General features: G+C 63.3%; 9 protein-coding genes. 8 read left to right on the top strand and 1 reads right to left on the bottom strand.

The window, feature by feature from the left end; genetic code table 11:
• Positions 1 to 41 precede the first annotated feature (41 nt).
• From ACS7SF_RS07030 to ACS7SF_RS07000, 7 genes are all read left to right on the top strand, one after another.
• Positions 42 to 1,481, top strand: coding sequence for a carbohydrate porin (locus ACS7SF_RS07030; RefSeq protein ID WP_439892304.1), 1,440 nt, complete (start codon positions 42 to 44; stop codon positions 1,479 to 1,481).
• Between the two features lie 236 nt (positions 1,482 to 1,717).
• Complete coding sequence (locus ACS7SF_RS07025; RefSeq protein ID WP_426395302.1) at positions 1,718 to 1,924, top strand: hypothetical protein; 207 nt, start codon at positions 1,718 to 1,720, stop codon at positions 1,922 to 1,924.
• 43 nt (positions 1,925 to 1,967) lie between these two features.
• The gene (locus tag ACS7SF_RS07020) at positions 1,968 to 3,620 is read left to right on the top strand and encodes an Nramp family divalent metal transporter (protein ID WP_439892303.1); all 1,653 of its coding nucleotides are present in this window, start codon (positions 1,968 to 1,970) and stop codon (positions 3,618 to 3,620) included.
• A gap of 633 nt (positions 3,621 to 4,253) precedes the next feature.
• Complete coding sequence (gene cyoA / locus ACS7SF_RS07015; RefSeq protein WP_439892302.1) at positions 4,254 to 5,240, top strand: ubiquinol oxidase subunit II; 987 nt, start codon at positions 4,254 to 4,256, stop codon at positions 5,238 to 5,240.
• 9 nt (positions 5,241 to 5,249) lie between these two features.
• Complete coding sequence (gene cyoB / locus ACS7SF_RS07010) at positions 5,250 to 7,229, top strand: cytochrome o ubiquinol oxidase subunit I (RefSeq protein WP_439892301.1); 1,980 nt, start codon at positions 5,250 to 5,252, stop codon at positions 7,227 to 7,229.
• Between the two features lie 3 nt (positions 7,230 to 7,232).
• Entirely contained in the window at positions 7,233 to 7,883 is a 651-nt protein-coding gene (gene cyoC / locus ACS7SF_RS07005) for a cytochrome o ubiquinol oxidase subunit III (RefSeq protein WP_439892300.1), read from the top strand.
• Positions 7,884 to 8,252, top strand: coding sequence for a cytochrome o ubiquinol oxidase subunit IV (locus ACS7SF_RS07000; protein ID WP_439892299.1), 369 nt, complete (start codon positions 7,884 to 7,886; stop codon positions 8,250 to 8,252).
• Positions 8,253 to 8,414: 162 nt separating this feature from the next.
• On the opposite strand, the gene ACS7SF_RS06995 is transcribed toward ACS7SF_RS07000, so the two are convergent.
• Entirely contained in the window at positions 8,415 to 11,462 is a 3,048-nt protein-coding gene (locus ACS7SF_RS06995) for an autotransporter outer membrane beta-barrel domain-containing protein (RefSeq protein WP_439892298.1), read from the bottom strand.
• Between the two features lie 260 nt (positions 11,463 to 11,722).
• Here ACS7SF_RS06995 and ettA point away from each other — a divergent pair, with 260 nt between their 5' ends.
• Positions 11,723 to 13,390 (top strand): energy-dependent translational throttle protein EttA, encoded by a 1,668-nt coding sequence (gene ettA, locus ACS7SF_RS06990; RefSeq protein ID WP_439892297.1) that lies wholly within the window; start codon positions 11,723 to 11,725, stop codon positions 13,388 to 13,390.
• Positions 13,391 to 13,455: the final 65 nt, after the last annotated feature.

Here is a 13,455-nt window from a genome sequence, read left to right as displayed (position 1 = left end):
TCATGCCTACGTTCGTCATAGAAGCGAACGGGGGAGGTGTCATGTTGTTTCTCTCAATGCTGCAATACGCTTGGGTCGCAGTACGTCCGCTGGTTCTGGTACGCGCCGCTGCGCTTCGCCGTCCGGCGTTGTTGGCTGTGATCACACTGCTGTCGGTTTGTGCACAGGCTGCCCGCGCGGAAGAGGCCCCGGCTGCCGATGCGCCGCTGATCGCCGGGGGTGAGTTGGGCGACCGCTTCGGGTTCCATGGCCAGTCCACCTGGGTCTGGCAAGCCAAGCCGGCATTCAACGCGCCATACAGCGGTGACAACAGCCTGACACCGGGCCGCGCCACCAGCTATTCCTTCAGTACGACCCTGGACTTGGGGATGCGGCTGTGGAAGGGCGCGGAGTTCCACTTCAACCCGGAAGTGGTGATGGGCAAGGCGTTCTCCGATCTGCATGGCCTGGGCGGCCCAACCAACGGGGAGTTGGCGAAGGTGACGGGCACTGATCCGACGCTGTACCGCGCCCGCGTTTTCATGCGTCAGACCTGGGGGCTGGGTGGTAGCGGTGACGGCGGGGAAAAGATCGACGCTGACTTCAACCAGTTTGCCGACGTGGTCGACAAGCGTCGCGTGGTGCTAACGGTAGGCAACCTGCCGGTGCTCGATGTGTTCGATGCCGTGGAGTATGCGCACGATCCCCGCACGCAGTTTCTGAACTGGTCGTTCATGACGCATCCGTCGTTCGACTATGCGGCCGATGCGCGTGGCTATAGCTGGGGTGTCGCGCTGGAATACATCGACAGCGAACTCGGCTGGGCGGTCCGCGCCGGCCGATTCCTGCAACCGCTGGAGTCCAACGGCTTGCCCCTCGACACGCGCTTTCTCAAGCATTACGGCGACATGCTGGAGCTTGAAAAGCGCTACACGCTGTTCGGCCAGGAGGGCAAGGTGCGCTTGCTCGGCTGGCGCAATGTCGCGCGCATGGGCCGTTTTGACGATGCGATGGCGCTCGGCCAGTCCACGGGCAGCACGCCCGATCTGAGCCTGGTGCGCCGTGAGCATGCCAAGGTGGGTGTGGGTTTGTCCTTCGAGCAAAAGGTGGGTGAAAACCTGGGCCTGTTCACCCGTTTGAACTGGTCGGATGACAAGACGGAGACCTATGCTTTTACGGAGGCCGGCCGCAATGTGTCGTTCGGTGGCCTGCTCAAGGGTGCATCGTGGGGGCGACCTGACGACGTGGTCGGCGCGGCCTTTTCGCTGAACATGCTCGGGCCGGATCACCGGGCGTATCTGGCGGCCGGTGGCAGCGGCGCATTCCTGGGCGACGGCGCGTTGAACTATGGCCACGAACGCATCATCGAAGTGTTTTACAGCTTTCAACCGGCCAAGGGCATCACGCTCAGCCCCGATTTTCAGTTGATCCAGAACCCCGGTTACAACCGGGACCGCGGGCCTGCCAAGTTCTTTGGCATTCGCGCCCACGCGGAGTTCTAAGACGCACGGAGGACCCATATGGACAGTCCGAGTCGACCTTACCCGACATCTTCATCGGTATCCCACTAGGCGAGTCCGCCGCACGGTTTTCCCTGCTGCTGACTTGCCGCCTAGGCAAGGCAGCGGTGTCTGCATCGCTCCTTGATTGTTTGAATCTGCCGCCAGGGTAAGACGACCCCTGTGCGGCGATTGCCGCATGCCGCGCACCTGTTGCGCCCATGTGGCGAGGAGTTTCCATGCGCAAATTCAACATTCCCGCCCGCCGTTTCTCGGCCATCGCGCTGCCGTTCAGCTCGCCGTTCGTGCAGGCCCGCGCCGGTGCGCCCGAGCGTGCCAATGCTGTGCCGACCACGTCCAACCGCCGCGCCGGCGACGGCGGCCAAGCGCTCTCCAGCCACGGCTATGCCGCTGCCGCCATCCGGCTGTCGCGCACCTACTGGTAACCGGCAGGTCGTCCCACCACCCAATAACAAATCGGAGGTCGCTATGACCCAACTGACTTCGGGCATCGACACACCACCCCGTCATGCCGCTCTTGATAGCGCCCATGTGGGCGACATCCGTGGCGCGCTTGGCACCATCGCGCACCACGACACTGGCGCACGCGATAGCTGGCGCGCGCGCCTGCGCACCTTGCTGGCCATCCTTGGCCCCGGCCTGATCGTCACGGTCGGCGACAACGATGCCGGCGCCTTCGGCACCTACACGCAGGCCGGGCAAAACTACGGCACCACGCTGCTGTGGACGCTGTTGCTGCTGATCCCCGTGCTCTACGTGAACCAGGAGATGGTGCTGCGCCTGGGCGCCGTCACGCGCGTCGGCCATGCGCGGCTGATCTTTGCGCGCTTCGGCAAGTTCTGGGGCAGCTTCTCCGTCATCGATTTGTTCCTGGTGAACGCGCTGACGCTGGTGACAGAGTTCATCGGCATCAGCCTGGCGCTGGAGTACCTCGGCATCCCGCGCCATTGGGGTGTGTGCGCGGCGGCGGCGCTGGTGATGCTGGCGGCGTCCACCGGAGATTTCCGCCGTTTCGAGCGCTTTGCGCTGGCGCTGGTGGCGGGCAGCCTCACGCTCATTCCCGTGTTCGTGATGGTGCATCCGCCGATGGGGCAGGTGGCGCGCGATTTCTTCGTACCTGCGCTCCCGGCCGGTGCGCCGCTGGCCGAGGTGATGTTGCTGATCATCGCCATCGTGGGGACGACGGTGGCGCCGTGGCAGTTGTTCTTCCAGCAGAGCTACGTGATCGACAAGCGCATCACCGCGCGCTTCATCCGCTATGAGCGAGCGGACCTGTGGCTGGGCATCGTGCTGGTGATTGCCGGTGCGGTGGCGATGATCGCGTTCAGCGCCCAGGCCTTCCAAGGCACGCCCGCGTTCGGCAACTACACCAATGCGCTCGGCACGGCCAAAGGGCTGGAGGCCCATTCGGGCCGCTGGGCCGGCGTGCTGTTTGCAATTGCGCTGCTGGACGCCAGCATCATCGGCGCGTGCGCGGTGTCGTTGTCGACGGCGTATGCGATTGGCGATGTGTTTGCCGTGCGGCACTCGCTGCATCGCAAGCCGACGGAGGCCAAGGGTTTTTACGCGATCTACTTCGGGCTGACCTTGTTGGCTGCGGGATTGGTGCTGACGCCCGGCGTGCCGCTCGGGCTGCTGACCAACGCGGTGCAATCGCTGGCGGGCGTGCTGTTGCCGAGCGCGACGGTGTTTCTGCTGCTGTTGTGCAATGACAAGGCCGTGCTCGGCCCGTGGACGAACGGCCGCGCGATGAACATCTTCACCGGCGGCGTGGTGGCGGTGCTGGTGATGCTCTCCGTCATCCTGACGGCGGCGGTGCTGTTTCCGGGGATTGGCGAGTTCGAGATCGGCGCGATCCTGATCGGCGGTTCGCTCATCGCCATCGTCATGTCGTCGGTGCTTTGGCGCATCGAGCAGCGAGGTCGGCAATCGCGCCGGCCGCGGCACCCGCAGCGTGTGAGCGTGCTGGATCGTGATCGCTGGACCATGCCGCCGCTGGAGCAACTCACCCCAGCCCGCTGGACGCCGCTCAAGCGCACATGGATGTTTGTGCTGCGCGGTTACCTTGTGGTGGCGGCTGGGCTGGTGTTGGTGCGAATCGCCGGATTGTTGACCCAATAACCGAGGGAGGGCCGCCGGGACGGCCCCACCCCGCAACAGTCGGCAACGATGCGCGCGACGCTTCTCTTTACGCCGAACTGGGGCGCAGATTTGGGGCCGGCGTCGGGTGCGCGCCACTGTGGCTGATTGTCGCAGTGCAACAACAGGCACTTTCGATTGGCTTACCCGCAAAGCCGCGTAAACCCTTGTCGGACGGCGCGGGCGTCACTTGTCAATTGGCCCGGATTTCTATTTGCCTGAGCAAATTGCGCGTTCCCGAGCGCCGTCTGGCGGTAAGATCGCGCCCGCATTCCACTCCCAACCGCGCTCGCCCCAACGGGCGCATGACGTAGTGCCTGCTCCGACTCCATTCGCGCCCCCTCGGTCGTCCATCGCTTTGTGCGATGCGGCGGCGTTTGGCTTCGCTCATGCCAGCCATGAGCGCAGCCCGCCTAGCCATAGGGGCGCGCTGGTTTCAGCTTCTCCCTGACCGGCGCCTGATGTGATCAAAGATCCGCTGCAGTACCCCGGCAAGTCCCGAGGTGTCGGTAGCACGGTCTTTCTCATTTCCTGCGTTTTTCCGCCTGCGGCTGCCATCTTGGCCGCGTGGCTCTCGTGATGGCCGGAAGCATCGCCGGCGCAATTGTGCAAGACATGAAGAACACACTCGTTCCACATATGAAGCGGCTCCTGGCCGCAAGCCTCCCGCTCCTGCTTGCGGGCTGCAACCTGACGGTCCTCGACCCGAAGGGGATGATCGCGGCGGAGGAGAAGACGCTGATCCTGGTGGCAACCGGCTTGATGCTGCTGGTGGTCATTCCCGTGATCGTGCTGACGCTGGTGTTTGCGTGGAAGTACCGCTCCACCAATACCAAGGCGCGCTACGAGCCGGACTGGTCGCACTCCAACGCCATCGAGGCGGTGGTGTGGCTGATCCCGTGCCTGATCATCGTTGTGCTGGGCTGGATCACCTACAAGTCCACGCATGCGCTGGATCCGTACAAGCCCATCCAATCGGACGTGAAGCCGATCACCGTCGAGGCCGTCTCGCTCGACTGGAAGTGGCTGTTCATCTATCCGGAACTGAAGATCGCGACGGTCAACCAGCTCGCGTTCCCGGCCAACACGCCGATCAACTTCAAGATCACGTCCGACACGGTGATGAACGCGTTCTTCATCCCGCAGCTCGGTAGCCAGGTGTACGCCATGGCGGGCATGCAGACCAAGCTGCACCTGATCGCCAACGAGACCGGCGTGTTTGACGGCATGTCGTCCAACTACTCGGGCTCGGGCTTCACGGGCATGAAGTTCAAGGCGACGGCGATGACGAACGAAGAGTTCGACGCCTGGGTCAAGCAGGTCCGTGCCTCGTCGCAGAACCTGACTAAGGAAGGCTACGCCGAGCTGTCCAAGCCGAGCGAGAAGGTGCCGCCGGCGGCATACGCCAACGTGGACCCGACGCTGTATCACAGCATCCTGCACAAATACATGGGCGAGTCGGACAAGGTTCTGACGCTCGATGAGGCCATTGGTGGTGCCAGCTGCACCGTCGAGACGGCCGACGCGATTTCCGCTCCGGCCCCGGTGCAGTCCGCCCTGCCGGTGCCCGCCGCTGCCACCGCAGTGCGCACGAATTCCTAGGAGTTGACGATGTTTGGCAAGTTGAGTCTGGAGGCCATCCCGCTGCACGAGCCCATCGTGGTCGTGACGGTGTCGGCCATTCTGCTGGGTGGCGCAGGCCTGTTTGGCCTGATCACCTATCTCAAGAAGTGGACCTACCTCTGGAATGAGTGGATCACCTCGGTCGATCACAAGAAGATCGGCGTGATGTACTGCATTCTGGCCATCGTGATGCTGCTGCGCGGCTTTGCCGACGCCATCATGATGCGCTCGCAACTGGCGGTCGCCTCGGGCGGCGGTGCCGGCTATCTGCCGCCTGAGCACTACGACCAGATCTTCACCGCGCACGGCGTGATCATGATCTTCTTCATGGCCATGCCGCTGATGACGGGCCTGATCAACCTGATCGTGCCGCTGCAGATTGGTGCGCGTGACGTGGCGTTCCCGTTCCTGAACACGCTGTCGTTCTGGCTGGCCGCTGCCGGTGTGGTGCTGATCAACGTGTCGCTGGGCGTGGGTGAGTTCGCAAAGACCGGCTGGCTGGCGTACCCGCCGCTGTCGGAGCTGGCTTACAGCCCGGGCGTGGGGGTCGACTACTACATCTGGGCCTTGCAGATATCCGGCCTGGGCACCTTGCTGACCGGCGTGAACTTCGTCGCGACCATCTTCAAGATGCGCGCGCCGGGCATGACGCTGATGCGCATGCCGATCTTCACGTGGACGTCGCTGTGCGCAATGATCCTGGTGGTGGCTGCCTTCCCGGTGCTGACCGTGGCGCTGGCACTGCTGGGCGCTGACCGCTATCTGGACATGCACTTCTTCACGAACGAGCTGGGCGGCAACGCCATGCTGTACGTGAACCTGATCTGGATCTGGGGCCACCCCGAGGTGTACATCCTGATCCTGCCGGCGTTCGGCATGTTCTCGGAAATCGTCTCGACGTTCTCGCGCAAGAAGCTGTTCGGCTACACGTCGATGGTGTGGGCAACCGCCGGCATCACCGTGCTGTCGTTCCTGGTGTGGCTGCACCACTTCTTCACCATGGGCTCGGGTGCGAACGTCAACGCGTTCTTCGGTATCGCGACGATGATCATCTCGATCCCGACGGGCGTGAAGATCTTCAACTGGCTGTTCACGATGTACCGCGGCCGCGTCGAGCTGAACTCGATGATGCTGTGGACGATCGGCTTCATGATCACCTTCGTGATCGGCGGCATGACCGGCGTGCTGCTGGCCGTGCCGGGCGCCGACTTCCTGCTGCACAACAGCCTGTTCCTGATCGCTCACTTCCACAACACCATCATCGGTGGCGTGGTATTCGGTTACCTGGCCGGTATCACGTACTGGTTCCCGAAGGCCTTCGGCTTCAAGCTGGACGAGAAGTGGGGCAAGCGCGCCTTCTGGTGCTGGTTCGTGGGCTTCTACACCGCCTTCATGCCGCTGTACGTGCTGGGCTTCATGGGCATGACGCGTCGTCTGAACCATACCGACAATCCGGCATGGCAGCCGTGGCTGATCGTCGCCGTGATCGGCGCTGCGATCATCGCCTGCGGTATCGCTTCGCAGCTGATCCAGATCTTCGTCAGCATCCGCAACCGTCATGCGCTGGCTGACCTGACGGGCGACCCGTGGGGTGGCCGTACGTTGGAGTGGGCGACGTCGTCGCCGCCGGCGCACTACAACTTCCCGGTCCTGCCGGTGGTGCGCGACATCGACGCCTTCGCCGACATGAAGGCGCGCGGTGAGGTGCCGACGCAGGTGGCGGCCAGCTACGAGAAGATCCACATGCCGAAGAACACCGGCGCCGGCTTCTTCATCGGCATGTTCTCGATCGTGCTGGGCTTCGCGCTGATCTGGCACATCTGGTGGATGGCCGTGCTGGGTCTGGTCGGCATGATCGGCAGCTTCATCCTCCGCAGTAACGACGATGACGTCGATTACTACGTGCCCGCTCACGAGGTCCACGAGACCGAGTCGGCCTACTTCCAACGTATCGGTTCGCAGGCTTAAACCATGGCTTCCAATGTTCTAGACGGTCGCACTGGCCACTCGGCGCACGCTCACGCGCACGGCCACGACCACGCGCATGACCATGCGCACCACCACGACGTCGCAGACACCAAGGTCTTCGGCTTCTGGGTGTACCTGATGAGCGACTTGATCATCTTCGCGTCGTTGTTCGCCACGTTCTGCGTGCTGCGCAACGCGACCGCAGGTGGTCCGAACGGCAAGGAGCTGTTCGACCTGTCGTTCGTGGCGGTGGAAACCGGCATCCTGCTGGTGTCGTCGATCACCTACGGCATGGTGATGGTCAGCCTGCAGAACGGCCGCAAGGACCTGGTCCTGACGTGGCTGGGCATCACCTTCCTGCTGGGCGCCGCGTTCGTTGGCATGGAACTGTATGAATTCCACCACCTGATTGCCGAAGGTGCGGGTCCGAACCGCAGCGCGTTCCTGTCGTCGTTCTTCACGCTGGTCGGCACCCACGGCCTGCACGTGGCGAGCGGCCTGCTGTGGATTGTCGTGATGATGTGGCAGATCAGCAAGAAGGGCCTGACGCAGACCCAATCGACCCGTCTGGCGTGTCTGTCGCTGTTCTGGCACTTCTTGGACGTGGTGTGGATCGGCGTGTTTACCGTCGTGTATCTGCTGGGAGCGATGTAAATGGAACAGACCAACGTTGCGGCTCACGCCGCGCATGACGAGGCTCACGGTCACGCCGCTGGCGGCGCCGGCCATGCCACCGTCAAGGGCTACTTGATCGGCTTCGTGCTGGCGGTGATCCTGACGGCCATCCCGTTCAAGATGGTGATGGACGGCGGCTACTCGCACGGCACCGTGCTGGTGACGGTGATGGCCCTGGCGGTCGTGCAGATCGTCGTGCACCTGATCTATTTCCTGCACTTGGATGGCTCGTCCGCCCAGCGCTGGAACGTGATGGCTTTCCTGTTCACGCTGCTGATCCTGGCGATTGTGATCGTCGGTTCGCTGTGGGTCATGCACAACATGAACGCCAACATGATGACGATGTAACGAGGATTGCTTCTCGCTGCATCGGAAGGGCGCCCCTGGTGGGCGCCTTTTCTTTTGTGCTTGTTCCGATGACCAACAGGCAGCAGAAAGAACAACGCCCCGGCTGCTCGAAAACAACCAGGGCGTTAGTGAATACCCCGCACGCTGGCGGGGCGCGTTACATCAATGCCAGGTGTATTTGGCGGAGATCTGGCCCTTCAGCGCGGCATAGCCGCCCAGGTCGCTCTCCACACCGCCTGTGATCGTTGCCGACCAGCGCTTGGTCAACTGGCCTTGCACGCCGACTTTGAGCTCCAACCGGTTACGCCCCACGTCCAGGTCGAACCGATTGCCGTCGATGGTCTGGGTTTGTGCCGCACGCCCATGCCACCAGTTGGCTTCTGCAAAGGGGTGCATCTCTGCCATGGGGCCATCTGGGCTGATGCCATGCAGCCGCACACCCACGCGCGTGAGCACGTTGCTTGCATTCTGGCGGCCGACCAGCCCGGCCGGTGCGCGGTGCTCGCCGGCACGGTAGTTCGAGTACACGACCTGCGCCTGCGGCTCGATGACCACGCGCGTGTCGTCCTGCTCGAACAGCGGGAATGCGTAACCCGTTTCGATCGAGCCCGTCAGCGTGCGCGATCGGTACGAATCGGTCGCCAGCCCGCCATTGACGTTGCCGCCCACCGTGTTCTTGTAGGTGCCGGCCATCAGCCACGTGTCCACGTAAGGGCCAGCCTGGCGGTCGGCGTTGCCGAACCACGTGCCGTACACGCCAGCGTTGACGCCATCTACGCTACCGCGCGACTGTGCCGCTTCGGTACGGTTGGTCTGCGGGTTCCACAGTTGGCGTGTCGCCCAGTTGGTGTTGCTGCCATACATGCCCATGACGCCGAGGCGAATGTTGCCGTTGCCGCCGTCATTGAGTCGCAGCACGTCGGTGCCGACATGCAGGGTCAGGCCATTGCCAGACAAGGTTTGGCCGCCAGCGGTGCTGCTGTTCAGCCAGGAGGCCGTGCCCTCAACACGCGCCCAAGTCACGTCGTCGATGCCGGAGGCGGTATGGCTCTGGGCCACCTTCGATGCTTCCCCTTGGCGCTGGCGCAGGGTGTGCACAGACATCCAAGTGGCGTTCATGGCGTTGCTCAGGTAAGCATCGGGCTCGGGGGCCTGTGGGGCAATCGGTGGGAGTCGATCCGCTGGGTTGACTGGCCTGTTCGGATCGCCATCCGGGTCAACCGGCGAAACGGCCGACACGAGGTACCAGTCGTCGGGGTTGCCACCGTTGCCGCCGCGATTGAGCATGTAGTCGTAACCGCCAGACGACAACGTGCCGAATCCTTGACGATAGCCGCTCGATGCGGGATCGAGGCTGAATGCCCCCAGATCGGTGGTCGCATCGTTCAGCGTCTCCACGACCTGAATGCCCTTGTTGGTCTGCACGCCCGGGCTGGTGGAAGTGTTGTTCACCCGCAGCGACGTGGTGCCCGACGCCTTGCCACCGTCAATGACCAGTTTGTCGGTGGGGGAGTCGTCCCCGCCAAGGGCCACATTCATGGTCAGGACACCGTTCTCGCCGATGTAGTTGGCCGTGGTGAGCACGGTCCCGGGGGACGTGCCTGCGCCCAGATTGATCACCCCGGCGTTTTTCAGATCCGTGACGTTCGAGTTGCCCGTCACCGTCCAGCGCGCGCCATTCGTGAGCGTGATGTTGGAGATCGAGCCGGAGGCAATGTCGGTCACAGCGCGTCCCGTCAAGGCCGAAGCATCGGCCACGAGATTGAGCGTGCCGCCGTTCGCGGTTTGCAGCAGTGCGCCACCGCCGCTGACCGTCGAGCGTGTCAGGGTGGCGTTCAGCGTGGTGCCACTCGTGAGGATGCCGGCCCCCTGTTCGGAGGTGAGCGTGCTGTCAGTGACCGTTGCCGTGCTGGCATGGGTGTCGAAGGCCGCTGAGTACAGCGCTGCCGCGCCGGCGCCTGTGGTTGTGATGCGGCTGCCGCCCTGGAGGACGAGCTCGGAGCCGCCACGAACGGCTGCACCATTTGCGTTCTCGCCGGACGTGGTGACTGCTACACCATCGGCGATCAGCAAGGCGCCATTTTCTCCTGCTCGGCCAACGGAAAGCAGGCCCGTGGCGCGTGCACCGGTGGTCGTGACCGTACCTTCCTTCATGTAGAGGCGGCTTCCAAGTTGCGCCGAAGCTCCTGTGCTGCCGGCGCCTGTGGTCTCGATATCGACGCCATCCGCCGTCATGGCGCTGGCCCCCGTCGCATACAGACCAAGAGACCCGTCCCCAGTTGTCTTGATCGTGCCACCGGTGACGCTCATTTGACTCGCGTTGTCTACCGCAGCCCCATGCGCGCTGGTGCCCGAAGTGGTAATCGCGACGTCGCTCAGCGCCATCTGCCCCAGTAGCGCATAGGCACCGACAGCCCCTTGTCCTGATGTCCGCACCGTGGTTTTCGCGGCCGTCAGTGTTGCTCCGGAGCCAATGGCATACAGGCCATGGTTGCGTACGCCCGTGGTTGCGACCGAACCGCCAGTGAACGTGACCGACCCATCGTGGTTGGCCTGGACGCCGGACCCATCCGTTCCGTCGGCAAAGACGGCGACATTGTTTGCATGGATCGTCGCGCCGCCCGCAAACGCAAAGACGCCCTGGCTGCTTCCACTGACACTGACCGACCCACCTTCGAGGTTGATCTTGCCGCCTTGAAATGCGTAGACCCCGTAGGGGCCGCCGCCTGAAATTGCAGTGTTCACGGCGGTGATGGTCGAAGCTTGGCCGCCGGTGCCGGTGCCGGTGCCGGTGCCCGTGGCGTTGAGCCCGTATCCGTTGCCTGTCGTGGTGATGGAGGAGCCGGCGCCAATCGTGATTTGGCCGCCGCTCTCGGCATAGGCCCCGTGGGCAAGCGCGCCGGCGGTATGCACGATCAACAAGCCGGCACTGTCGATGGTGCCGTTGTTGCGTGCATACAGGGCGTGGCCCGTGGGGGTTGATGCCGTTCCTGTATCGATGACGCCGCTGGCGGTTCGCTTGGTACCGTCAGCGACGATCTGCTGTGCCTGGGCCGCCATGGACATGGACAGCGTCGGCAGCGCGGCCAGCATGGCCAATTGGCGCACCGTCTGGCCCGATTTCGATTTGCCGCGCCCACGAGCGAATTCCGACGCCGCGACCCACGTACCAGCCGCCGTGTTCCAGATGACGCGATATACCTTGTTCAACACTCACTCCAGTCAGAGAAACAAATGACGGGAGGGATTCTTTCGTGGTCGTCGCCCGGAAGACCATCCTTGTCGAAATTTGATGGTTCTGGTGGCGAATGAGCGCCTAGATCAACACTTTTTGATGCCTGATCGCGGTAGTTGTCGCTTAAGCGTGATTGAGCCTGTTCTGGCTGCCGTCTTGTTCGGTGGGTGACGCGATCGCGCTTTGTTAAACTCCGCGGGTTCCCCAATTCCAGCGTTTTCCTTCGCTTCCAGCCATGTCACAGTACGTTTTCACCATGAACCGCGTGGGCAAGATCGTTCCGCCCAAGCGCCAGATTCTCAAGGACATCTCGCTGTCCTTCTTCCCCGGCGCCAAGATCGGCGTGCTGGGCCTGAACGGTTCGGGCAAGTCGACCGTGCTCAAGATCATGGCCGGCCTCGACAAGGACATCGAAGGCGAAGCCACGCCGATGCCCAATCTGAACATCGGCTACCTGCCGCAGGAGCCGCAGCTCGATCCCGCCAAGACCGTGCGCGAGGAAGTCGAGAGCGGCCTGGGTGAGGTGATGGACGCACAGAAGCAGCTCGAAGTCGTCTACGCTGCCTACGCCGAGGAGGGCGCCGACTTCGACAAGCTGGCCGAAGAACAGGCGCGCCTCGAAGCCATCATCGCCGCCGGTGCCGGCGACAACGTCGAGCTGCAGCTGGAAATCGCCGCCGACGCACTGCGTCTGCCGCCGTGGGACGCCAAGATCGAGCACCTCTCGGGCGGTGAAAAGCGCCGCGTCGCGCTGTGCAAGCTGCTGCTCTCGCGCCCCGACATGCTGCTGCTGGACGAGCCGACCAACCACTTGGATGCGGAATCGGTGGACTGGCTCGAACAGTTCCTCACGCGCTTCCCGGGCACCGTGGTGGCCGTCACCCACGATCGCTACTTCCTCGACAACGCCGCCGAGTGGATTCTCGAACTGGACCGTGGCCACGGCATTCCCTGGAAGGGCAACTACAGCTCGTGGCTCGACCAGAAAGAGACCCGCCTGAAGCAGGAAGAGTCGAGCGAATCGGCCCGCCAGAAGGCGCTGAAGAAGGAACTGGAATGGGTGCGCCAGAACCCCAAGGGCCGTCAGGCCAAGTCGAAGGCGCGTCTGGCGCGCTTTGACGAGCTGAACAGCCAGGAATATCAAAAGCGCAACGAAACGCAGGAAATCTTCATCCCGGCCGGTGAGCGTCTGGGCAATGAAGTGATCGAGTTCACCAACGTCAGCAAGAGCTACGGTGACCGCCTGCTGATCGACGACCTGAGTTTCACGATTCCCCCGGGCGCCATCGTCGGCATCATCGGCCCGAACGGTGCAGGTAAGTCGACGCTGTTCCGCATGCTCACGGGCAAGGAGCAGCCGGACTCGGGCACCATCAAGATCGGCCCGACCGTCAAGCTGGCCTATGTGGACCAAAGCCGCGATGCGCTGTCCGCCGACAAGACCGTCTTCGAAGAAATTTCGGGCGGCTCCGACATCCTGACGGTGGGCCGCTACGAGACGCCGTCGCGTGCCTACATCGGCCGCTTCAACTTCAAGGGCGGCGATCAGCAGAAGCACGTCGGCACACTGTCGGGCGGTGAGCGCGGGCGCCTGCACCTGGCCAAGACGCTCATTTCCGGCGGCAACGTGCTGCTGCTGGATGAACCGTCAAACGACCTCGATGTGGAAACGCTGCGTGCGCTGGAAGACGCGCTGCTGGAATTCGCGGGCTGCGTGATGGTGATCTCGCACGACCGTTGGTTCCTCGACCGCATCGCCACGCACATCATCGCGTTCGAAGGCGACTCGCACGTTGAATTCTTCCCTGGCAACTACCAGGAATACGAAGCCGACAAGAAGAAGCGTCTGGGCGAAGAAGGTGCCAAGCCTAAGCGTATCCGCTACAAGCCGGTCACCCGATAGGACGGCTCGCAGGCCTACTGCGCGACCCGATCTCGGTCCTGCGATGCTCGCCGTACGCATGTACG

The organism is Ralstonia sp. 25C, from assembly GCF_051904805.1.
Taxonomy (GTDB): domain Bacteria; phylum Pseudomonadota; class Gammaproteobacteria; order Burkholderiales; family Burkholderiaceae; genus Ralstonia.
Note: the sequence above shows the minus strand (reverse complement) of the source record. Positions and strands in the feature narration are given on the sequence as shown.

Bases quoted from the DNA above. Each gene is read 5' to 3' on its own strand.
- cyoB (WP_439892301.1), top strand. From the start codon at position 5,250: ATGTTTGGCAAGTTGAGTCTGGAGGCCATCCCGCTGCACGAGCCCATC.
- ACS7SF_RS07025 (WP_426395302.1), top strand. From the start codon at position 1,718: ATGCGCAAATTCAACATTCCCGCCCGCCGTTTCTCGGCCATCGCGCTG.
- cyoC (WP_439892300.1), top strand. From the start codon at position 7,233: ATGGCTTCCAATGTTCTAGACGGTCGCACTGGCCACTCGGCGCACGCT.
- ACS7SF_RS07020 (WP_439892303.1), top strand. From the start codon at position 1,968: ATGACCCAACTGACTTCGGGCATCGACACACCACCCCGTCATGCCGCT.
- ettA (WP_439892297.1), top strand. From the start codon at position 11,723: ATGTCACAGTACGTTTTCACCATGAACCGCGTGGGCAAGATCGTTCCG.
- cyoA (WP_439892302.1), top strand. From the start codon at position 4,254: ATGAAGAACACACTCGTTCCACATATGAAGCGGCTCCTGGCCGCAAGC.
- ACS7SF_RS07030 (WP_439892304.1), top strand. From the start codon at position 42: ATGTTGTTTCTCTCAATGCTGCAATACGCTTGGGTCGCAGTACGTCCG.
- ACS7SF_RS07000 (WP_439892299.1), top strand. From the start codon at position 7,884: ATGGAACAGACCAACGTTGCGGCTCACGCCGCGCATGACGAGGCTCAC.